Annotated in this window: 16 protein-coding genes and 2 tRNA genes; 5 read left to right on the top strand and 13 right to left on the bottom strand. The window is 60.1% G+C overall.

What is annotated here, in order from left to right; translation table 11 throughout:
* Positions 1 to 44 precede the first annotated feature (44 nt).
* Positions 45 to 518, bottom strand: a complete 474-nt coding sequence (locus AC1Q8Q_RS01130) for a GNAT family N-acetyltransferase (protein WP_020796013.1) — start codon at positions 516 to 518, stop codon at positions 45 to 47.
* A gap of 111 nt (positions 519 to 629) precedes the next feature.
* Positions 630 to 1967, bottom strand: a complete 1338-nt coding sequence (gene rimO / locus AC1Q8Q_RS01125; protein WP_020796014.1) for a 30S ribosomal protein S12 methylthiotransferase RimO — start codon at positions 1965 to 1967, stop codon at positions 630 to 632.
* A 292-nt stretch (positions 1968 to 2259) separates the two neighbouring features.
* Here rimO and AC1Q8Q_RS01120 point away from each other — a divergent pair, with 292 nt between their 5' ends.
* On the top strand, positions 2260 to 4161 hold the full coding sequence (locus tag AC1Q8Q_RS01120) for a potassium transporter Kup (protein ID WP_020796015.1): 1902 nt from the start codon (positions 2260 to 2262) through the stop codon (positions 4159 to 4161).
* Positions 4162 to 4337: 176 nt separating this feature from the next.
* Here the strand turns inward: AC1Q8Q_RS01120 and AC1Q8Q_RS01115 are convergent, their stop codons facing one another.
* The 4 genes from AC1Q8Q_RS01115 to AC1Q8Q_RS01100 form a co-directional block, all read right to left on the bottom strand.
* Entirely contained in the window at positions 4338 to 5633 is a 1296-nt protein-coding gene (locus AC1Q8Q_RS01115; protein WP_020796016.1) for a virulence factor family protein, read from the bottom strand.
* Positions 5633 to 8275, bottom strand: a complete 2643-nt coding sequence (gene mprF, locus AC1Q8Q_RS01110) for a bifunctional lysylphosphatidylglycerol flippase/synthetase MprF (protein WP_020796017.1) — start codon at positions 8273 to 8275, stop codon at positions 5633 to 5635. The genes AC1Q8Q_RS01115 and mprF overlap by 1 nt, the downstream gene beginning before the upstream one ends.
* A gap of 277 nt (positions 8276 to 8552) precedes the next feature.
* Positions 8553 to 8629 (bottom strand) — tRNA-Met (locus tag AC1Q8Q_RS01105).
* Between the two features lie 233 nt (positions 8630 to 8862).
* Positions 8863 to 8939, bottom strand: a tRNA-Met gene (locus AC1Q8Q_RS01100).
* 298 nt (positions 8940 to 9237) lie between these two features.
* Between AC1Q8Q_RS01100 and dinB the strand changes: the two genes are divergently transcribed.
* A complete protein-coding gene (gene dinB / locus AC1Q8Q_RS01095; RefSeq protein WP_151140649.1) occupies positions 9238 to 10299 on the top strand; it encodes a DNA polymerase IV in 1062 nt (353 codons plus the stop codon).
* 97 nt (positions 10300 to 10396) lie between these two features.
* Here dinB and AC1Q8Q_RS01090 read toward each other — a convergent pair whose 3' ends face one another.
* The 4 genes from AC1Q8Q_RS01090 to AC1Q8Q_RS01075 form a co-directional block, all read right to left on the bottom strand.
* Positions 10397 to 11350 (bottom strand): hypothetical protein, encoded by a 954-nt coding sequence (locus AC1Q8Q_RS01090; protein ID WP_020797099.1) that lies wholly within the window; start codon positions 11348 to 11350, stop codon positions 10397 to 10399.
* A gap of 17 nt (positions 11351 to 11367) precedes the next feature.
* Entirely contained in the window at positions 11368 to 13083 is a 1716-nt protein-coding gene (locus AC1Q8Q_RS01085; protein ID WP_020797098.1) for a proline--tRNA ligase, read from the bottom strand.
* A gap of 142 nt (positions 13084 to 13225) precedes the next feature.
* Positions 13226 to 14785: an AmpG family muropeptide MFS transporter gene (locus AC1Q8Q_RS01080; protein WP_168757326.1), complete on the bottom strand. Its 1560-nt coding sequence runs from the start codon at positions 14783 to 14785 to the stop codon at positions 13226 to 13228.
* A 44-nt stretch (positions 14786 to 14829) separates the two neighbouring features.
* Positions 14830 to 15210, bottom strand: coding sequence for an MGMT family protein (locus tag AC1Q8Q_RS01075; protein WP_218646588.1), 381 nt, complete (start codon positions 15208 to 15210; stop codon positions 14830 to 14832).
* A 136-nt stretch (positions 15211 to 15346) separates the two neighbouring features.
* Here AC1Q8Q_RS01075 and AC1Q8Q_RS01070 point away from each other — a divergent pair, with 136 nt between their 5' ends.
* Positions 15347 to 16354: a DUF481 domain-containing protein gene (locus AC1Q8Q_RS01070; protein ID WP_033045526.1), complete on the top strand. Its 1008-nt coding sequence runs from the start codon at positions 15347 to 15349 to the stop codon at positions 16352 to 16354.
* Between the two features lie 156 nt (positions 16355 to 16510).
* On the opposite strand, the gene AC1Q8Q_RS01065 is transcribed toward AC1Q8Q_RS01070, so the two are convergent.
* The gene (locus AC1Q8Q_RS01065) at positions 16511 to 16720 is read right to left on the bottom strand and encodes a cold-shock protein (protein ID WP_002554837.1); all 210 of its coding nucleotides are present in this window, start codon (positions 16718 to 16720) and stop codon (positions 16511 to 16513) included.
* Between the two features lie 353 nt (positions 16721 to 17073).
* On the opposite strand from AC1Q8Q_RS01065, the gene dcd reads away from it, so the two are divergent.
* Both dcd and AC1Q8Q_RS01055 read left to right on the top strand, forming a co-directional pair.
* On the top strand, positions 17074 to 17640 hold the full coding sequence (gene dcd, locus AC1Q8Q_RS01060) for a dCTP deaminase (protein ID WP_007940589.1): 567 nt from the start codon (positions 17074 to 17076) through the stop codon (positions 17638 to 17640).
* Positions 17641 to 17747: 107 nt separating this feature from the next.
* Positions 17748 to 17957: a hypothetical protein gene (locus tag AC1Q8Q_RS01055; protein ID WP_020797093.1), complete on the top strand. Its 210-nt coding sequence runs from the start codon at positions 17748 to 17750 to the stop codon at positions 17955 to 17957.
* 111 nt (positions 17958 to 18068) lie between these two features.
* On the opposite strand, the gene pdeM is transcribed toward AC1Q8Q_RS01055, so the two are convergent.
* Together pdeM and AC1Q8Q_RS01045 are read right to left on the bottom strand one after the other, a co-directional pair.
* Entirely contained in the window at positions 18069 to 18728 is a 660-nt protein-coding gene (pdeM, locus tag AC1Q8Q_RS01050; RefSeq protein WP_020797092.1) for a ligase-associated DNA damage response endonuclease PdeM, read from the bottom strand.
* Positions 18728 to 21214: a ligase-associated DNA damage response DEXH box helicase gene (locus AC1Q8Q_RS01045; protein WP_492614750.1), complete on the bottom strand. Its 2487-nt coding sequence runs from the start codon at positions 21212 to 21214 to the stop codon at positions 18728 to 18730. Before AC1Q8Q_RS01045 ends, pdeM begins: the two co-directional genes overlap by 1 nt.
* Positions 21215 to 21236 lie beyond the last annotated feature (22 nt).

The following is a 21236-nucleotide window of genomic DNA, read 5'->3' as shown; positions in this document are numbered from 1 at the left end:
CGCTTTCGCGAGCAGGCTCGCTCCCACAGTGGTTTCATGTTGTGTCAGCCATTGCGTGTCTTTTGTTGAGCCTGGCGCAAACGCATGTGTAACAGCGGATACGGCTGGCCCATGCCGTCGACTTCCGAACGACCGATCACCTCGAAGCCCTGCTTGAAGTAAAATCCCAGGGCTTGCGGGTTCTGTTCGTTGACGTCCAGTTCATCGGCGTTGAGGTTCTCCAGGGCATAGCGCAGTAACCGCTTGCCCAGGCCCTGGCCTCGATGCGCCGGGTCGATGAAGAGCATCTCGATCTTGCCCGCCGCGACACCAGCGAATCCGGTGATTCGCTGCTGCGGGTCTTTGGTGCAAATCAGCATCACGGCGTCGAGGTAACGGGTCAGCACCAGGTTCTTCAACAGTTCGATGTAGCTGTCCGGCAGGAAGTCGTGGGTAGCGCGGACCGAGGCCTCCCAGACCCTGGTCAATTCTTCGTAGTCGCTTTGTTTTGGGGTATGAATGACCGAATGTTGGCGCATGCCAGCCTGCCCTTGGGTTATTGGAGATGAGAATCCGTTCCTCATCAAACGATAGCCGTAAAAAAGCCCCGCATCTCGTCAAGAGAGCGGGGCTTTGCATATTTTTTGCGACTAGATCTGTTCAGCCCACAGGTCGTATTCGTCGGCGTCGGTCACTTTGCACCAGACTTTGTCGCCCGGTTTCAAGTTGCTGCCATTGTCGATGAATACGTTGCCGTCGATTTCCGGGGCATCGAAGAAGCAGCGGCCTACCGCGCCTTGCTCATCGACTTCATCGACCAGCACTTCGATTTCACGGCCGATGCGCATTTGCAGGCGCGCCGAGCTGATGGCCTGCTGGTGCGCCATGAAGCGCTCCCAACGGTCCTGCTTGACGTCGTCCGGCACGACTTCCAGGTCCAGGTCATTGGCCGGAGCCCCTTCAACCGGCGAGTACTGGAAGCAGCCGACGCGGTCGAGCTGGGCTTCGGTCAGCCAGTTCAGCAGGTACTGGAAGTCTTCTTCGGTCTCGCCGGGGAAGCCGACGATGAAAGTCGAACGGATGATCAGGTCCGGGCAGATTTCGCGCCAGTTCTTGATTCGCGCCAGGGTCTTGTCTTCGAACGCCGGGCGTTTCATCGCCTTCAGCACTTTCGGGCTGGCGTGCTGGAACGGGATGTCCAGGTACGGCAGGATCTTGCCGGCGGCCATCAGCGGGATCAGCTCGTCAACGTGCGGGTACGGGTAAACGTAGTGCAGGCGTACCCAGACACCGAGGGTGCTCAGGGCTTCGCAGAGTTCGGTCATGCGGGTTTTCACCGGCGCGCCGTTCCAGAAACCGGTGCGGTACTTGACGTCGACCCCGTAGGCGCTGGTGTCCTGGGAGATCACCAGCAGCTCCTTGACGCCGGACTTGACCAGGCGCTGGGCCTCGTCGAGTACGTCACCGACCGGGCGGCTAACCAGCTTGCCGCGCATCGACGGGATGATGCAGAAGCTGCAGCTGTGGTTGCAGCCTTCGGAAATCTTAAGGTAGGCGTAGTGGCGCGGGGTCAGCTTGATGCCTTGTGGCGGCACCAGGTCGATCAGCGGGTTGTGGTCCTGGCGTGGCGGCACGACTTCGTGCACGGCGTTGACCACCTGCTCGTACTGCTGCGGACCGGTGACGGCCAACACGCTCGGGTGTACGTTGCGGATGTTGCCTTCTTCGACGCCCATGCAGCCGGTCACGATGACCTTGCCGTTTTCCTTGATGGCTTCGCCGATCACTTCCAGGGACTCGGCCTTGGCCGAGTCGATGAAGCCGCAGGTATTGACCACCACGACATCGGCGTCCTGGTAGGTGGACACGACGTCATAGCCTTCCATGCGCAGCTGGGTGAGGATGCGCTCGGAGTCGACCAGTGCTTTGGGGCAACCCAGGGATACGAAGCCAACCTTGGGATTGGCCGGCGCAGGAGTGGTGGACATGTCTAACCTCGGTGTTTTGTGACGCCGCTTGCCGAACTGGGCAAAACCGACGGACGGGCGCTTGAACTGCGCCTCTGATCAAAAAGTGCGCAATTCTAGCGATGAGACGATCACTTGACCAGCTTTATGCAGGGAAATACGACGAGTGCTGCGCTATGCTTCGCGCCGTTGGGCTTTACCGATTTTTTACAGTCAATAAAACGTCTGTAACAACAAGTAAAACGGCGCATGCTGCATGACAAAGCATAGTGCTTCTTCATAGAAGCCCGGGTCTGGGTAGTAGGAGTGGTGGATGGGGCAGGCAAGTAGTCAGACTGCGGGCGCCGCGCATACGTCGGCGAATCCGATTGGCATGTTGGTCGCGGCGGTCGGGGTGGTGTATGGCGATATCGGCACAAGCCCGCTGTACACCCTCAAAGAGGTATTTACCGGTGGTTATGGCGTAGCGGTCAACCACGATGGGGTGCTTGGGATTCTGGCGTTGATCTTCTGGTCGTTGATCTGGGTCGTGTCGATCAAGTACATGATGTTTGTACTGCGTGCCGACAACCAGGGCGAAGGCGGAATCATGGCCTTGACCGCGCTGGCTCGGCGAGCGGCGGCAGGTCATGCGAAATTGCGCACGCTGCTGGTGGTCTGCGGGCTGATCGGCGCGGCGCTGTTCTATGGCGACAGCATGATCACGCCCGCAATTTCGGTGCTGTCGGCCATTGAAGGCCTGGGGCTTGCATTCGAGGGTATCGACCATTGGGTGGTGCCGCTGTCATTGGTGGTGCTGGTCGGGTTGTTTCTGATCCAGCGACACGGTACGGCGCGGATCGGCATTCTGTTCGGGCCGATCATGGTCACCTGGTTTCTGGTGTTGGCGGCTCTGGGCCTGTATGGCATTGCCCAGCATCCGGAGGTGTTACAAGCGGTGAACCCGATGTGGGGTGTTCGTTTCTTCAGGGAGCATCCCGGCATGGGCGTAGCGATCCTTGGCGCCGTGGTGCTTGCACTGACCGGTGCCGAAGCGCTGTATGCCGACATGGGCCACTTCGGCCGCAAGCCGATTGCCCGCGCGTGGTTCATTCTCGTGCTGCCAGCGCTGGTGCTGAACTATTTCGGCCAGGGCGCCTTGCTGCTCGGTGATCCAGAAGCTGCGCGCAACCCGTTCTACCTGCTGGCGCCAAGCTGGGCGTTGATCCCACTGGTCGGGTTGTCGACACTGGCCACGGTCATCGCTTCGCAAGCGGTGATTTCCGGGGCGTTCTCCCTGACCCGCCAAGCCATCCAGCTCGGCTATATCCCGCGTATGCATACCCAGCACACGTCCAGCGCCGAACAGGGCCAAATCTACATTGGTGCCGTCAACTGGGCGCTGATGGTTGGTGTGGTTCTGTTGGTCCTGGGCTTCGAGTCTTCCGGCGCCCTGGCGTCGGCCTACGGCGTGGCGGTGACCGGAACCATGCTCATGACCACTATCCTGGTGTCGGCGGTCATGTTGCTGCTGTGGAAGTGGCCACCGATTCTGGCGGTACCGGTGTTGTTGGGCTTCCTGCTGGTAGACGGTCTGTACTTCGCCGCCAACGTGCCGAAAATCGTCCAGGGCGGTGCCTTCCCGGTGATTGCCGGTATTGCGCTGTTCGTATTGATGACCACCTGGAAGCGAGGCAAGCAACTGTTGGTGGAGCGTCTGGATGAAGGTGGACTGCCGCTGCCGATTTTCATCAGCAGTATCGCCGTACAACCACCGCATCGCGTTCAGGGTACCGCTGTATTCCTCACTGCGCGGCCAGATGCCGTGCCTCACGCCCTGTTACACAACCTGTTGCATAACCAGGTGCTGCACGAGCAAGTCGTGCTGTTGACGGTGGTGTATGAGGATATTCCGCGCGTGCCGCCGTCGCGACGCTTTGAGGTCGACTCCTACGGCGAGGGTTTCTTCCGGGTGATCCTGCACTTTGGCTTCGTCGACGAACCGGACGTGCCGCAAGCGCTGAAGCTGTGTCATCTGGAGGACCTGGATTTCAGTCCGATGCGCACGACCTACTTCCTCAGCCGCGAGACAGTCATCGCCTCCAAGCTCGAAGGCATGGCCCGCTGGCGGGAGGCGCTGTTCGCCTTCATGTTGAAAAACGCCAACAGCAACCTGCGCTTCTTCAACCTGCCGCTGAATCGGGTGATTGAGCTGGGGACGCAAGTGGAGATGTAGGCCCACTGTAGGAGCGAGCATGCTCGCGATGGTCGTCAACGCTCACGCGGGAATCCTGGATAAACGCGGTGTATCTGAGATCATCGCGAGCATGCTCGCTCCTACAGGGGGTGTGGTGTGGAACGAAAAAGCCCCCGGAGCCTTCAGGCTGCGGGGGCTTTTTTGTGCGACTCAGATCACTCCTGGGCTTCAGTTTCCTGCACTTGCCGCTTCTGGATCACATCCACCAACCGCTGCGCGAGGGCTGGGTAGTTCTCGTCGAAGTGGTGGCCGCCAGGTAGCTTGATGGCTTCGCCCACCGCGCTCTTGTCGGTGCAGCCGCTTTCGTCGACTTCTTCTTCGCCGTAGATGCACACCACTTTCGCGGCGGGCAGCTTGGCCATTTCCGGGCCGGTGGCGGCTTCTTTGCCGGCGTTGCCGAGCCAGCCTTCGACTTCGATTTCAAAGCTGCCGGTGCGAGCGAAGGCCAGCAGGATAATGGCGTCGACGCGTTGCTGCTCGGACTCTGCCAGGCGGTTGTAGATGGCTGGCAGCACATCGGCGCCGAACGAGTAGCCGGTCAGGATGAAGCGCTTGGTACCCCATTTCTGCCGGTAGTGCTGCATCAGCTCGGCGAGGTCCAGGGCGCTTTGCTCGGGGCTCTTGTGCTGCCAGTAGTAGCGCAGGGTGTCGATGCCGACCACCGGGTAGCCAATCTTGGCCATTTCACCGGCGACGTCGCGGTCCAGGTCACGCCAGCCGCCGTCACCAGAGAGGAACAAGGTGACGGTGTCCTTGGCCTGGCCGGCGGGCACTTCAACCACTGGTATCTGCAAGCCACCGGCGTCCTTGTCGCCACCGACCAGCAGTTTGCGCAGTTCGTTGTTCAGCACTTGCGGCAGGTTGATGTCGTAGTCGCTGATGCTGGTTTCGGCGTTGGGCTGGTCGCGCACGAAGCCGGCGCTGGTGTCGTCCGGGTTGTCATTCCACGCCACCAGCCAGTGGCCATGGGCGGCGCTCTTTGGCAGCAGGTGGGTGCAACCGGGTTTTTCCAGGGCCAGGTCAACCGACACGGCTTGTGCCTTGTCGTTCTTCTGTTCGGACAACCAGCGCCAGGCCAGCACCGCGCCCGGGCCGATCCCGCTGACCAGGGTCGCCGGGCCGTTGAGTTCCCGCAAGCCCGACTGTAGGGCACGGCTTTGCAGCAGGCAGTCCTTGGGCAGGATCACCTGGACGATCTGCGCAGCGCCGCTGCGGCTCAGGGTCAGCAATTGCTTGTCGCTGAGTTTCTGGTCTTCGTTGACCGCCACCAGTACCTGGGCCTTTGGCGTGGTGCCGGGGATCACGCGGGTCATCGCCGCGCCATCGGTTGGGGTCAGCAGTTCGAGGGTCGGTTCCGGTGCCGGGCGTTTGAGGTACCAGTAGCCACCACCGAGAATCAGGGCCACCACTACCAGGGTGCCCAGTACATAGCGCAGGGAGCGTTGAATCATCAGCGTTTCACCAATCCAGTCAAGCCGCCCGCGATCAGGGCGGCAGTGTCGGCCAAGGCCACCAGCGGATCGAGTCCGGCGGGCACGGCCATATAACGGGGTTCCCAGTCAGGCTGGAACTTGTCTTTGAAGCGGCGCAAGCCTTGGAAGTTGTAGAGCTGCTCACCACGGCGGAAGACCATCGAGCCCAGGCGCTGGGTCAAGGGTGCACCCCGACGGGGTTGCAACCCCGACAACGGCACCATGCCCAGGCTGAAACGCGCGTATCCGTGACTCTTATAATGTTGGATCAGGCCGACCATCATGAACTCCATGGTCAGCTTGGGGGCGTCCGGGTGCGCGCGCATCAGGTCGAGGCTGGCCAGGTCATGGCTGTAGGTCTCGAGCAGGTTGGCGAACGCCACCGGGCGCCCTTCGAAACGGATCACGGCAATGCGAAAGTGCTTGAGGTAATCGTCGCTGAAGCGGCCGAGGGAGAAGCCTTTCTCGCGCACGTTCTTGCCGGTCAGCCAGGCATCTGAAATCACCTTGAGCTCATCCATGGGCGCCTGGCCTGGTTCATGGATTTCCAGCGACAGGCCATCGCGGGTGCCACGGTTCCAGGTGTAGCGCAGGTCCTTCATCTCTTTGCCCTTGGCCTCGAGGTCAAAGCGCTTGAGGTCGACCCTGGCTTCTTCGCCGAGCTTGATCGCGGTCAGGCCGATGTCCATGTAGTACGGCAGGTTCTCCGCACGCACTTGATAGAACACGGGGCGGGCGTGATGGATGTCGCACAGGTCGCGGAACTGCCAGATCATTTCCGCCCGTTGCTGGCCGGGACCGATCGGGTCATACAGTGCTACAAGGCTGCGGCCGCGGCGGGCGTACATCAGGAACGCCTCGTCGTTGGGGTGGAACAGCAGCGCCTTGTCTCCCGTCAAGGCCAGGCCGCCATCCGGTTGCGCGGATGCCATGAGGATCTTGCTTGCGCGCTCCAGTTCATCGGCTGTCGGCAGGTGGATGACCGGGCGAGCGGTGCGTAGCAACCAGGTCAGGGATACCACCACCAGCAAGACCGCCGCGCCGAGCAGCGAGCGCAAGCCGCGGGGGGCATCGGCATCGAGGGTGAACTGCCACCAGAGTTGATGGCTGTATGGCACGTCCTGGTACGCGAACAACAGCAGCCACATCGAGGCGCCGAGTACGCACACGCTGGCCACCAGGTATAACGGGGAGAACGGCACTTCGGTCAGGCGACTGGGGCGATAGAAGGAACGCCGGAACACCCCCAGCAGGCTCGCCGTCAGCACCATCAGGCTGGCTTCCTCCCAGTCGAAACCCTTGAGCAGGGAGAGCAGGGCGCCAACCAGCAGCAAAATGGTGGTCAGCATCCAGGCAGCCGACAGTCGACGACGCAGGCCCTGGGCCAGCAACAGGCACAACACGCCGATCAGGCTGGCGCCAAAGTGCGAAGCATCGACCAGGCGGTGCGGGATCAGAAAGCCGATATGTTCAAGGCGCGTGTCGATTTCCGGGGTCGCGCCGGAGAACAGCAGTACAACGCCGGACAGGAACACCAGCACCGCCAATATCGGCGCGGCCAGGCCTGAGGCAGCGCGCAAGGTCTGGCGCGTCTGAAACAGGCGCTGGCCTTCGCTGATCAACAGAAACAGGCAGGCCACCAGCATCGGCAGCACCACATAGATCAAGCGGTAGAGCAGCAGGGCGGCGGCCAGCGGCGCGGCACCGAGTTTGTCGGAGAAGGCCGCGAGCAAGATCGCTTCGAACACGCCGACCCCGCCCGGAACATGGCTGAGCACGCCAGCGGCCAGGGCCAGCAGGTAAACCAGGAGAAACGCGCCGAACGGCGGCGCTTCGGGCAACAACAAATAGAGCACCGTGGCGGCGGCGGCCACGTCGAGTGCGGTAATGACCAGTTGCAGGAACGTCAGGCGGCGCCCGGGCAGGCGCAAGGTGCGGCGGCCGATCTGCACCAGGAGGTTGTCGGCGTACGGTTGTTCCGGCAGGCGCCGACGGTAGATGCCGATGGCCAGTACCGAGAACAGCAACAACACAGCCGTCGCGATGCTGCCCAGCAGAACCGGCGAAAGCCTTAGGGCGGCGGAGGCTTCGGACAGGTCACTGAGTGTCGCCAGCGCGGCGAGCGGTGGCAGGGCGCAGCCGAGCGAGAGGCTGGCGAACAGCGTCATGCGTGCGACTTCAGTGGCCCCCAGGCCATGGCGCGCATACAGGCGGTAGCGGACCGAGCCGCCGGACAGCATCGAAAGACCGATGGCATTGCCGATCGCGAAGGCGGTGAAACCGCCCAGCGCCAAGGTTTGCGGTGCCAGATTGACGCCTGCGTAACGGCTGGCCGACCATTCGTATCCCAGCAGAATGATGAAGCCCGCGACGGTAGCGCCCAGCGCACCCAGCAGTGCCGGTTGCGGAACCTCGAGGATCGAGTCGTGCAAAGCGTCCAGGTCGAGTTCGCTCAACAAGTGACGGCAGGCGATCAGCGCAATGGTGAACAGCAGCAGGGTGACCGCCAGGCCGATGGGTTGGCGGTATTTGCTGATCAAGTCAAGCAAACGCAGCCGCTGCGCCTTGATCGGTTGGGTAGCTGTGACGGTGTCTTGTGGATCAGACGAGTTGGCGCGCATCAATCACCTCTTGGATTGTGCGCGACAGGATGGGGGTATCCAGCCAAGTTACCAATCCCTGTAGAAAAAAATAATCACGAATATTAACGCCTGGCACCGGGTCCCGGTGGCAGTTCGTCTTCAGTCGTAGGGTGTGGAATGTGCGATTGAGCATAGTCGGAACCCAGCGCATCGGTGGCCCGCAAGGCTCACCACACAGTGACAGATCATTGTTGCGAAAGGACTTTTTCTACAGATACAAAAAAGGCCACTCTTTCGAGTAGCCTTTTTTGATGTTTGGTTGCGGGAGCCGGATTTGAACCGACGACCTTCGGGTTATGAGCCCGACGAGCTACCAGACTGCTCCATCCCGCGTCTGTGTGGCGGCATTCTATAGAGAATCGCAGGGGTGTCAACCGTTAATCCAGAAATGAATCAAATAAGTGTGAGAAAGAGCAAAACAGCAGGCGGAGGGGCGTAAGTTTCGGAATCACAACGATTTCTCTTGTCCACGTGCTCTAGGCGGCCATGAGGGGGGAGAGGGGGCCTTAGGACAAAACTGACGCGCACAAAAAAGGCCACTCTTTCGAGTAGCCTTTTTTGATGTTTGGTTGCGGGAGCCGGATTTGAACCGACGACCTTCGGGTTATGAGCCCGACGAGCTACCAGACTGCTCCATCCCGCGTCTGTGTTGGCAATTCTATAGAAATGCGCGGGGGTGTCAACCTGCAATTTTGATAAAACCTGTTCCTGTTCAATCGCTTAGCTGCAAATTGGGACGCTCGATCGGCCTGAGAGGCAGGCCTGGCAAGGCCTGCGGCTCTATTAGAGGTAACTTTTCGATTGAGAAAATAAATTTATGGTGGTTCGCCTACGACTGAAAAGAACCGTCAAGGTACTGGTGCTATATACAGTTGTCAGTGAGATACTGTTTTTTCCTACATCGCGTGACGCTATTTCTACTCCATGAACACCGCGTTGAAATGACCCAGCGAAAAATCATCCACGTCGATTGTGATTGCTTTTACGCCGCCATCGAGATGCGGGACGACCCGCGCTTGGCTGGAAAGCCCCTGGCGGTCGGCGGGTCGGCGGACCGGCGCGGGGTGATCGCCACCTGCAACTATGAAGCCCGGGCGTATGGCGTGCGCTCAGCCATGTCTTCGGGGCACGCATTGAAGCTGTGTCCGGACCTGACGATCGTCAAGCCACGAATGGACGCCTATAGAGAAGCGTCCAGGGAAATTCACACGATCTTTCGCGACTACACCGAGATCATTGAGCCGCTTTCCCTGGACGAGGCTTACCTCGATGTGTCGGACAGCGCGCATTTTGGCGGCAGTGCGACGCGAATTGCCCAGGACATTCGCCGGCGCGTCTCCAATCAGTTGCATATCACCGTCTCCGCCGGCGTGGCCCCCAACAAGTTTCTGGCCAAGATTGCCAGCGACTGGAAAAAGCCCAACGGGTTATTTGTGATCACCCCGGATCAGGTCGAGGCGTTTGTCAGTGGCTTGTCGGTGAGCAAGCTGCACGGGGTCGGTAAAGTCACTGCCGAAAGGCTGGGCAAGCTCGGTATTGTCGACTGCTCACAGCTACGCGAGTGGGACAAGTTGGCTTTGGTGCGCGAATTCGGCAGCTTTGGCGAACGACTCTGGAGCCTGGCACGTGGGATCGATGACCGCTTGGTCCATAACGACAGTCGCCGCCAGTCCATCAGTGTCGAAAACACCTACGACGTCGACTTGCCGGACCTGCGCAGTTGCCTGGAAAAACTGCCGGAGCTGCTGGATACCCTCGCAACCCGCATGGCGCGAATCGACAGCAGTTATCGGCCGGGCAAACCCTTCGTCAAAGTGAAATTTCATGATTTCACCCAGACCACGCTGGAGCAGGCGGGGGCGGGGCGGGATTTGGGCAGTTATCAGTTGTTGCTGACGCAGGCGTTCAACCGTGGCGGTAAGCCGGTGCGGTTGCTGGGCGTAGGGGTGAGGCTGGAGGATTTGCGGGGCGGGTTTGAGCAAATGGAGTTGTTTGAGCGTTAACAACCTTAAAGTCAAAAGATCGCAGCCTACGGCAGCTCCTACATGAGCGCGCGTTCCCCTGTAGGAGCTGCCGCAGGCTGCGATCTTTTAAAAGGCCTTAGTTCGGTCCCGGATCCGCCACCAGCCGCCCGGCATCCTTGGTCAAGGACTTGAGGAATTCGGTCTGCAGCTCCGGGTCGTTGCGAGTCAGTTCGATCAGGCTCTGTTCAAGCTCGGTGGCTTCTTCCTCCAGGCCCAGCTCCGACAGGCGCTTGACCCGGTGAACCCACTGGCTCACTTCGTCATCTTCAAGGTCGTCGTAAATCAAACCGTGGGCTTCGAGCAACTTGCCGCGCAAGGTGTTGCTCAGTGCCAGCGACGAATCGCTGTGCACATCGTCCTTGGCGTCCTGGACGTTGATCTGCAGCTTGCTCAGGTGATTGAGGTCATGTTCGGCGAACGGGCTGTCCAACAGGTTCAGGCGCAATACGCCATTCTTGTCGGTGCTCAACTGGAAGGTTTCCTTGCCAGCCTTGACTTCGACGGGGCGCTCGCTCCAGGGCAGGCTCGAGTACTCCGTGCGCTTGTCGAGCTGCACTTCGTCGATGCCCGCCAGGTTCTGCTGGGCGCGTCCATGGGACTGCACGTTCATGAACGGGTTGAGCCCGGCGAAGCCGTAGCTGAACCAGTCCCTGGTCATGCTGTCTGGCAGATTGCCCAGGGCAAACACGTTGGCCACATTGGCGCCGACCCCGGCCACCACCGCGACCGCGCCCAGCGGGATCTCATAGACCTCCCGCCAGGGTTGGTACGGCGTGTAGCGATCGTAATGGCGGGTAACCTCGAACTCGGTGACTTCGAAAGTCTTCTGCTCGTGGATTTTCACCCGGCGTTGAGGCAGCTCAAGCACCTTGGGCTCACCCACATCGATCTGCAGGCTGTGATCAAGCAGTTTGCGCTCGATGCGTTCCTCGTGCTCGCTGCGTTGTGACATGTGATTGGCACAGCCGCTGACCAGCAGGGTGCCGCACAGGGCGGCACCACCGAGGCCTAAGGTGTTTCGCTTGAACATGACGTCTCTATCTGGTTTCAGCGGCGGATACGGGCCTGAAGGAAAGGCAGCACGTCGGCGACCGGCAGCGCTTGCGGCTCGGCCTCGGTACGGCTCTTGTATTCCAGGTTGCCTTCGGCAAGGCCGCGGTCGCTGACCACGATCCGGTGAGGAATGCCGATCAGCTCCATGTCCGCGAACTTGATGCCCGGGCTGGTTTTCTTGTCGCGGTCGTCCAGCAACACTTCAAAGCCTGCCGCAGTCAGTTCTGCATACAGCTTGTCGGTGGCTTCGCGAACCAGGTCGGTTTCGTAGCGCAGGGGTACCAGGGCAACCTGGAAGGGTGCCAGGGTGTCGCTCCAGATGATGCCCTTGTCGTCGTTGTTCTGCTCGATGGCAGCCGCAACCACGCGGGAAACGCCGATGCCGTAGCAGCCCATTTCCAGGGTGACCGGCTTGCCGTTTTCCCCCAGTACTTCGCACTTCATCGCCTTGCTGTACTTGTTGCCCAGCTGGAAGATGTGCCCGACTTCGATGCCGCGCTTGATTTCCAGGGTGCCCTTGCCGTCCGGGCTTGGGTCGCCGCTGACCACGTTACGCAAGTCGGCCACGGTCGGCACGGGCAGGTCGCGTTCCCAGTTCACACCGAAGTAGTGCTTGTCGTCGATGTTGGCACCGATGCCGAAGTCGCTCATCAGCTCAACGGAACGGTCGATGATGATTGGCAGCGGCAGGTTCAGCGGGCCCAGGGAACCGGCGCCGGCACCAATGGCGTCGCGCAGTTCCGCTTCGGAAGCCATGACCAGCGGGCTGGCGACGCCAGGCTGGTTGGCGGCCTTGATTTCGTTCAGCTCGTGGTCGCCACGGATGATCAGGGCAATCAGCTTGCCTTTCTCTTCAGCGTGCACCACCAGGGTCTTGATGGTCTTTTCAATCGGTAGATTGAATTTTTCCACCAGCGCGGCAATGGTCTTGGTCTCTGGCGTGTCGACCAGGCGCAGCTCTTCAGCCGGTGCCGGACGGGAAGTCTCACGCGGCACGGCTTCGGCTTTCTCGATGTTCGCCGCGTAGTCGGAACCGTTGCTGAAGACGATATCGTCTTCGCCGGACTCGGCCAGTACGTGGAACTCGTGGGAGCCGGCGCCGCCGATGGAGCCGTTATCGGCCTCAACCGGGCGGAACTTCAGGCCCAGGCGGGTAAATACGTTGCAATACGCCTGATGCATGCGGTCGTACGTGACCTGCAGCGATGGCTGGTCGGCGTGGAACGAGTAGGCGTCCTTCATGATGAATTCGCGACCGCGCATCAAGCCGAAGCGCGGACGGATCTCATCACGGAATTTGGTCTGGATCTGATACAGGTTGATTGGCAGCTGCTTGTAGCTGCTCAACTCGTTGCGCATCAGGTCGGTGATGACTTCCTCGTGAGTCGGGCCGGCGCAGAAATCGCGACCGTGGCGATCCTTGAAGCGCAGCAATTCAGGGCCGTACTCTTCCCAGCGCCCGGATTCCTGCCACAGCTCAGCCGGTTGAGTGCTCGGCATCAACACTTCGAGCGAGCCGGCGGCGTTCATTTCTTCGCGAACGACGGCTTCGACCTTGCGCATCACTCGCAAGCCCATCGGCAGCCAGGTATACAGGCCCGAGGCGAGTTTGCGGATCATGCCGGCGCGCAGCATCAGCTGATGGCTGATCACGACCGCGTCGGAAGGCGTTTCTTTCTGTGTGGCAAGCAAAAATTGACTGGTGCGCATGGTTGGCCGTTATCGATTGCTGATGACGAGAAATGACGGAGCATTGTACGGGCGAGTTCCGCTGCCGTACAGGCGTGCGGTCGGTGCGGTGGCAGGAGGACGGGATTGACCCCGTCCTCTGTAGGATTTCTGCGCGTGTTCCCTACGATTCTTCCGCGACCTGGGTAGGCGCCGGCTCCGATTTCGGTGTCGGACCGGCGCGACGGTTCTCCTGGAACCAGTGCAAAGCGATCAGCAGGAGCGTCGGAACCCCGAGCAGGGCGGTGATCAGGAAGAAGTTGTGATAGCCGAACTTCTCTACCATGACGCCTGAATAGCCGCCGATCAGGCGCGGCAGCAAGAGCATGATCGAGCTGAGCAGAGCGTATTGGGTGGCGGAGAACTTGAGGTTGGTCAGGCTCGACAGGTAGGCAACGAACGCCGAGGTCGCCAGGCCTGAACTGAAGTTGTCCAGGGAGATGGTGAGGACCAGCATGTTGAGGTTGGCGCCCATGTCGGCGAGCAACAGGAACAATATATTGGTGCCCGCCGACGCGACACCACCAATGAACAGGATCGGCAAGATGCCAAAGCGCACGATCAGCAGGCCGCCCATGCCGGCGCCCACCAAGGTCATGATCAGGCCGAAGATCTTGCTGACGCTGGCGATCTGGTCCTTGGTGAAACCCTGGTCGATGTAGAACACGTTCGCCATCACGCCCATCACCGTATCGGACATCCGGTAGGTGGCGATCAGCCCCAGCAGCAGCAGCGCTTGCCAGCGATAACGCAGAATGAAGTCGTTGACCGGCGTCAGCACGGGAGCCAGGCCGCGACGGCCCATGGCCGACAGGCACAGGGCGGTGAGTGTGGTGTAGAGGATCGCGCGCAGGAGCGCGCGGTCTTCGAGCAGCAGGTCGAGCAGGCTCACGCCTTCGAACAGCACGCTGGCAAAGTCGGTGTTATAGAGCTGGGTAAACATGGCCGGCACGGACACCAGCAGTACGATCAGGACGAAAACCGAGGCCAGTTGATGCACAAAGCTGTAGCGCCCGGCCTGCAATTGCGTGCGCAGAGGCACCGCAGGTTCACGCATGAACAGCGAAGTGAGCAATGCCGGCACCATCAAGGCGCCGAACAGCAGGTAAGTGCCAGCCCATGCCGAATGCTTGTAGTTGAAGCCGGTTGAACCGAAGCCCTCGGCGAAGAACAGCGCGCCGGCCGTGGCCAGCAGTGCTGCTATGCGATAGCCGGACATATAGCTGGCGGCGAGCGCTGCCTGGCGACTGTCTTCGGCGATTTCCAGTCGGTAGGCGTCCACTGCAATGTCTTGCGTCGCCGAGGCGAAGGCGACGACCACTGCGATGGCGATCAGCCAGGACAAATGCTTTTGCGGGTCACAGAAGCCCATCCCGACCAGGCCAAGAATGACCAGTGCTTGCGACAACACCAGCCAGGAACGTCGTCGGCCGAGTTTGCCGAGCAACGGCAGGCGCCATTGGTCGAGCAGGGGGGACCAGACCCATTTGAAGGCATATGCCAGTCCGATCAAGCTTGCATAACCGATGGTTTCGCGCGCCACACCGGCTTCACGCAACCAGACCGAAAGCGTCGAGAACACCAGCATGTAGGGCAAGCCGGCGGCGAAACCCAGCAATAACAGTACGAGCGTCGAAGGGCTGGCATAGGCAGCAAGCGCGGCGCGCCAGGTTTTACGGGGCATGGGCTGGAGTCTGCCTCAAGAAATACGGAAACAAAGCGCGCACTCTAACCGCTGTGCTCTACCGGGCGCCACCCATGACGCTGAATATCAACACGATTGTTCTGGATACTGATGCCCTCCATGCGCAGTCGCGCGCGCTGTTCGTCCCCGGATGGGCTGCCTGCGGGCAGGCTCAGGCGCCCGCCGGCACCGAGTACGCGGTGCCAGGGCAATTTGCTGTCGCCGGGCAATTGACTCAATGTCCTGCCGACCCAGCGAGCGGCGCGTCCCAGTCCCGCCAGTTCGGCGAGTTGACCATAACTCACGACCTTGCCTTCGGGTACTTGCGCGAGCGTCAGGTACAGCGCCGTGCGTCGGATTTGCGCGGCACTCTCGGGTTTTTCGGTCAGCTCGATCACGTTCGCAGTTCCTGAAGTCGTTCGCAGTACCGTCTGTAGAGTAAATGCTGGATTGCCAGTTGAGAAATGAACTCAATAGAAAAAGTTGGGTCACTCCTTGCTAGGGTCTTATTCCTGAGGATAATGCCGACTTTTTTTCGCGAACCTGAGCCTGTATTTGCTTATGTTGTCCAGAACCTTGCTATGCCTCGCTGTCGTCAGTGCTTCCACTCCCTTGCTCGCGGACACCGTCTGGTTGAAGAACGGTGACAAGCTGAGCGGCAAGATCATCCTGTTCGACGGTGGCAAGCTGTTGGTCCAGACGGAGTACGCCGGTGCCGTGCCGATCGACTGGAAACAGGTCAAGACCCTGGAAAGCGATCAGGAGCTGCTGGTCAAGCAGGACGCCTACACCGGCGAGAAGGCCAAGTCGCTGCACGCGGCGGAAGATGGCAAGGTAACCCTGGAAAACGGCGAGGCGCCCAAGACTGTTGAGCTGGCGAGCGTCCAGCAAATCCTCAAGCCCAAGCCTGTGGTCGAGGATCTGGTGTGGAAAGGCAATATCGATGCGGCGCTGGATTATCAGCGGGCAGACAAGGATACCGACGACTACGACATCGACTTCAAGACGACGGCGCGCCATGGTCGATGGAGGCATATTGCGGAAGGCGAGTACAACCGCGAATTCCAGGATGACGTGGTGACTACGGACAATTGGCGGGGAGAATACTCGCTAGACCGTTTCCTGACGGAAAAATGGTTCTGGCAAGGTCGCCTGGTGTACAAGCGTGACAAGGTCGAAGACCTCTCCCGCCAGCGTACTGTCGGTACCGGTCCAGGTTATCAATTTTGGGATAACGAGCTGGGGGCATTCTCCCTGGGCTCTCTGATCAACCGCACTGATTACCAATTCAGCGATGGCAGCAAGGAAAACTTCTACTCTGTCGCGATGAAGTGGGACTACAACCGTTACCTGATTGGCAAGAAAGTGGAGTTCTTCACCAATGGCGAGGTGGGCAAGCCGTTGTCGGGCGTGGCTGAGTATGCACTGGATGCCGAGATGGGCCTGCGTTACAAGGTTACGGACTGGGCGTCGCTAAACCTCAAGGCCGAGCGAGATATTATCGACGGAACTGACGATGCCGATCTGGACAAGACCCGCTACACGGCAGGATTTGGCGTGACCTGGTAAGACGCATAAAGATCGCAGCCTGCGGAAGCTCAGAGGATTGATGTACATCCGGTAGGAGTTGCCGCAGGCTGCGATCTTTTTTGGCCTGCGAAAAACCTGCAGGCACAAAAAAGCCCCGCTTTTGAGAGCGGGGCCTTTTACTAAAGCAAGTACAAGTTAGATAACTTGAACTTCTTCAGCTTGCATGCCTTTCTGACCGCGGGTAGCGATGAAAGAAACCTGTTGGCCTTCTTTCAGGCTTTTGAAGCCGTCGGATTGGATAGCTTTGAAGTGAACGAACAGGTCGTCACCGGATTGTGGAGTGATGAAGCCGAAGCCTTTTTCATCGTTGAACCACTTAACGGTACCGGTTTGGCGATTAGACATGGTGTAACTCCTTGAACAAAGATAACTGCGACTCAGGAAGAACCCTGGCCGAGACTGAGTGCAAAGAGCAGGAAAAATTCTTGTAGATGGTTGGATCGAAATTCAACATATCGTGTAGAGATTCTCAGTGACACAAGCAGCACAGTGGCGCCACCTTAACCCTTTTTCCGGAACGTGCCAATGCTTCTTGCGAAGGTTTATCTGTTTTAAGGATCGACGGTGTGACGCTTCGTCGCCATTGCAGGTAATTCCTGGCTGTTTGGCGAGAATTGCAGCGCGGACTTTGAACCCGGCGGCGCGCCCGGTAAGATGCCGGACAGATTTTTTCGACCTCGCTATTCAGGACACCCGCCATGAGCATCAAATCGGACAAGTGGATTCGCCGCATGGCGCAGGAACACGGCATGATCGAGCCTTTCGTCGAGCGCCAGATGCGCGGCAGCGATGACAGCCGCGTGATCTCCTACGGCGTGTCCAGCTACGGCTACGATGTGCGTTGCACCAATCACTTCAAGGTGTTCACCAACATCAATTCGGCGATCGTCGACCCGAAAAACTTCGATGCCGGCAGCTTCGTCGACATCCATAGCGACGTGTGCATTATTCCGCCGAACTCCTTCGCCTTGGCCAGCACCGTCGAGTACTTCCGCATCCCGCGTAATGTATTGACCATTTGCCTGGGTAAAAGCACCTACGCGCGCTGTGGCATCATCGTCAACGTCACGCCGCTCGAGCCTGAGTGGGAAGGTCACGTGACCCTGGAGTTCTCCAACACGACCAACCTGCCAGCGAAGATCTACGCGAACGAAGGCGTCGCGCAGATGCTGTTCCTCGAATCTGACGAAGAGTGCGAAGTCTCCTACAAGGACCGTGGCGGCAAGTATCAGGGCCAACGTGGCGTCACCCTGCCACGCACCTGAGTCAGCCGTCCGACGAACCTTGGGAATTCCTGGGCGAGCGTACACTCTATGGAATGTACTGTTCCGATTCGCGTAAGGCGGATCGGGCCATCGCCCAGGAGTGCTTTATGAAGATCGATCCGCGTATAAGTGCCGAACTGGCAAGGCTTGAGCCCAATCAGGTTGGCGTCCTGGCCTGGTCCTTGTTGGCACATCCGCCCGTCAGCATGGCGGGGGGCATCCCCGGCCAACCTGATCCTGATACGCCCAATGAACAACCGAGCGAACCCGGTGAGCCGACCCTGCCGGATGAGCCACCTCCCGCGCCAGTTGTCTGAGACCCGCTGCCTTCTTCTGTAGGAGCGAGCATGCTCGCGAAGAACGTGAGGGCGCTGAGTTTTCCAGAAAGCCCGCATTAACGTTAACTTCCATCGCGAGCAGGCTCGCTCCTACAGGGACACCGGCCAGATTTCGTCGTCGCCGATGACGAAAATCCTACAGTCGTCGTCCTGTTCCACCAGATAACCTCCGGTAAACGCCCCGAAGGCCGGTAGCAGGCTGATGTCCCCGCCCAGTCTGAAACATGGCAGCCGCAGGCTCTGCCGACCCCGACCGTTGAGTCGATAAACTGGATGCACGTGACCGGCGAGTACATGTCGATCCGCATGCGGCTGGGGTTCGTGCTGCAAAGCGAACGGCCCCAGCAGCAACGGCTCAGGCACCACTCGAATGTTCAGCGAGGCCGGCGGGTCCCCGGCACGCTTGTCATGGTTGCCGCGAATCAGCGTCATGGCCAGCTTGGCATTGCGTGTTCGCCAGTCAATCAATGCTTGCAGCGTGGCGCTGGCATGGGAACCCGGTCCGTGAAGAAAATCGCCTAGGAAAATCAGCTGTCGGCAGGGCAATGTGGCCAGCAGTTCGTCAAGCACGGCGATGTTGCGGCGGGTGGTACCTTGGGGGACTGGTTGGCCAAGGCTTCGGTAAGCGGCGGCCTTGCCGAAGTGCACGTCAGCGATCAACAACGCTTGCTGAGCAGGCCAGTAGAGGGCTTTTTCCGGCAGCAGCCAAAGCTCTTCGCCGGCCAGTCGCACGGGGTAGGGCGTACTCATCAGGCTTTCCCTGTTCCGGCTGTTATCTCAAGGTCGCTGACCATGCGTCGGATGCGGTCGGCGAGTTTTTCTGAACTCATGCTCTCTCTCATACGTTCCACCAGCAGCGGAAACCCGAGGGGTGTAGGACGTTTGACTTGATGCAGGTCGAGACGTAGCTGACTGATGTGCGCCAACGTCTGTTCCAGGCGATGAATATCCAGTTCCTCGCGCAGGACTTCTTCTCCGGCCTGGGCCAATAGCAAATTGCCCGCGTCGTACTGTTTGAACACTTCGAAAAACAACCCGCTCGAGGCTTGAACCTGGCGTGTGCTCTTGGCTGCACCGGGGTAACCGGCGAACACCAGTCCGGCGATCCGGGCGATTTCCCGAAAGCGCCGCAAGGCCAGCTCTCCGGCATTCAGGCTGGCGAGTACGTCCCTGAGCAGATTGTCTGGGCTCAACAAGTCCGGACTCAGGGCTTGCACCCAGTCCACCGGGGTGGCGCTCAGCAATTCCAGCCCGTAATCATTGACCGCGATGGAAAACGTCACGGCCTGCTGCTGACTGACTCGCCACGCCAGCAAGCTGCCCAGGCCCAGATGCACCTGACGGCCGGCGAAGGGATACAGGAATAGATGCCAGCCCTCACGGGACTTCAACGCCTCGGCCAGCAACGATTGCGACGTTGGCAAGCCAGACCAGCGTTGCTGTACCTCCAGCAGCGGGCGCAATGCCTGCATTTGCGGGCCGCTGAACTCGCCGCGCGCCGCCTCACTAAAGCGCGTGACCACCGCTTGCGCCAGCTCATTGGAGAGGGGCATGCGACCGCCATTCCACCGCGGCACCGCGGCTTTCTTTACGGTGCTGCGTTTGACATAGGCGGTCATGTTTTCCACGCGTACCAACTCCAGCAGCCGCCCGGCAAACAGAAAGCCATCGCCCGGCTTAAGTCGCGCGATGAAACCTTCTTCAACACTGCCCAGTTGTTTGCCGCCGCCGCCCTTGCTCCAGAATTTCAACTGAATGCACGCATCGCTGACAATCGTGCCGATGCTCATGCGATGGCGGCGGGCCAATCGTGCATCGGGTACACGCCAGATTCCCTGTTCATCCGGCTCGACCCGGCGGTAATCCGGATAGGCTGTCAGGGAAAGCCCGCCGTGACGTACGAAAGCCAGCGCCCAGGTCCAATCCGCCTCAGTGAGATCACGATAAGCCCAGGTGGTGCGTACCTCATCAAACAACTGATCGGGCACAAAACCGCCACCCAGTGCCATGCTGACCAGATGCTGGACCAGCACATCCAAGGGTTTATGCGGTGATATTCGAGGTTCGATCCGTCGCTGCGCCACTGCATCCTGTGCCGCTGCGGCTTCGATCAGCTCCAGGCTGTGCGTCGGCACCAGCGTCACCCGGGAAACGCGTCCCGGCGCATGCCCGGAACGCCCGGCGCGCTGCATCAGGCGGGCCACGCCTTTGGCCGAGCCAATTTGCAGCACCCGTTCCACTGGCAGGAAATCCACGCCCAGATCCAGGCTGGAGGTGCAGACCACGGCTTTGAGGTGACCTTCCTTGAGGGCACTCTCCACCCAGTCACGGGTTTCACGGGACAGCGAACTGTGATGCAACGCGATCACCCCCGCCCAGTCCGGTCGGGCTTCAAGCAACGCTTGATACCAGATTTCCGATTGCGCACGCGTATTGGTGAAAACCAGGCTGCTGGCGCTGTCATCCAGTTGCGCGACGACCTGCGGCAACATTTTCAGGCCGATATGTCCGGCCCATGGAAAGCGCTCGATCGCGGGCGGCAGCAGCGTATCAACCTGCAGTTTTTTATCCGTCTGGCCTTGAACGTTGATACCGCCGCCCTGTGGGATTAATACCTGCTCGGCGTGGTCCTGATTGCCCAGCGTCGCGGAAACGCCCCACACGATCAATTGCGGGTTCCAGCGGCGCAGGCGGGCGAGCGCAAGTTGCAGTTGCACGCCGCGCTTGTTGCCGAGCAATTCGTGCCATTCGTCGACCACGACCATGCGCAAGGTCGAGAGTGCTGTGTGTGCATCCGCTCGGGCGAGCATCAACGTCAGGCTTTCCGGGGTGGTGATCAGCGCGGTAGGCAAGCGTCGGCTCTGGCGTGCACGTTCGCTGCTGCTGGTATCACCCGTGCGCAGGCCGACGTTCCAGGGGATCTGCAAGTCGAGCAGCGGCGCCTGCAGTGCGCGGGCGGTGTCGGCAGCCAGGGCGCGCATCGGGGTTATCCAGAGAGCGGTCAGGGGATCGGCTACGGGTTTTCGTTTGCGTGGTGTTTCAACCGCAGGTGCAGAGCGTGCGAAGCGATTGAGCGCGCCGAACCAGACCGCATAGGTTTTGCCGGCGCCGGTGCTGGCGTGCAGCAGACCGGATTGTCCTTGTTTGACGGCTGCCCACACCTGTTTCTGAAAGGTGAACGGCTTCCAGCCGCGAGCGGTGAACCAGCGTTTGGCGAAGTCGGTGGTGGTTCCCATACCGGCGGCGTGCGCTCTGAGA

Source organism: Pseudomonas sp. GW823-FHT06B06 (genome assembly GCF_058795195.1).
The sequence above is the reverse complement of the archived record's forward strand: the minus strand, read 5'-3'. Positions and strand labels throughout refer to the sequence as shown.

What these genes read in the sequence shown, in the direction of transcription:
- AC1Q8Q_RS01130 (WP_020796013.1), bottom strand. Translation starts at nt 518, where the DNA reads ATGCGCCAACATTCGGTCATTCATACCCCAAAACAAAGCGACTACGAA.
- rimO (WP_020796014.1), bottom strand. Translation starts at nt 1,967, where the DNA reads ATGTCCACCACTCCTGCGCCGGCCAATCCCAAGGTTGGCTTCGTATCC.
- AC1Q8Q_RS01120 (WP_020796015.1), top strand. Translation starts at nt 2,260, where the DNA reads ATGGGGCAGGCAAGTAGTCAGACTGCGGGCGCCGCGCATACGTCGGCG.
- AC1Q8Q_RS01115 (WP_020796016.1), bottom strand. Translation starts at nt 5,633, where the DNA reads ATGATTCAACGCTCCCTGCGCTATGTACTGGGCACCCTGGTAGTGGTG.
- mprF (WP_020796017.1), bottom strand. Translation starts at nt 8,275, where the DNA reads ATGCGCGCCAACTCGTCTGATCCACAAGACACCGTCACAGCTACCCAA.
- dinB (WP_151140649.1), top strand. Translation starts at nt 9,238, where the DNA reads ATGACCCAGCGAAAAATCATCCACGTCGATTGTGATTGCTTTTACGCC.
- AC1Q8Q_RS01090 (WP_020797099.1), bottom strand. Translation starts at nt 11,350, where the DNA reads ATGTTCAAGCGAAACACCTTAGGCCTCGGTGGTGCCGCCCTGTGCGGC.
- AC1Q8Q_RS01085 (WP_020797098.1), bottom strand. Translation starts at nt 13,083, where the DNA reads ATGCGCACCAGTCAATTTTTGCTTGCCACACAGAAAGAAACGCCTTCC.
- AC1Q8Q_RS01080 (WP_168757326.1), bottom strand. Translation starts at nt 14,785, where the DNA reads ATGCCCCGTAAAACCTGGCGCGCCGCGCTTGCTGCCTATGCCAGCCCT.
- AC1Q8Q_RS01070 (WP_033045526.1), top strand. Translation starts at nt 15,347, where the DNA reads ATGTTGTCCAGAACCTTGCTATGCCTCGCTGTCGTCAGTGCTTCCACT.
- AC1Q8Q_RS01065 (WP_002554837.1), bottom strand. Translation starts at nt 16,720, where the DNA reads ATGTCTAATCGCCAAACCGGTACCGTTAAGTGGTTCAACGATGAAAAA.
- dcd (WP_007940589.1), top strand. Translation starts at nt 17,074, where the DNA reads ATGAGCATCAAATCGGACAAGTGGATTCGCCGCATGGCGCAGGAACAC.
- AC1Q8Q_RS01055 (WP_020797093.1), top strand. Translation starts at nt 17,748, where the DNA reads ATGAAGATCGATCCGCGTATAAGTGCCGAACTGGCAAGGCTTGAGCCC.
- pdeM (WP_020797092.1), bottom strand. Translation starts at nt 18,728, where the DNA reads ATGAGTACGCCCTACCCCGTGCGACTGGCCGGCGAAGAGCTTTGGCTG.
- AC1Q8Q_RS01045 (WP_492614750.1), bottom strand. Translation starts at nt 21,214, where the DNA reads ATGGGAACCACCACCGACTTCGCCAAACGCTGGTTCACCGCTCGCGGC.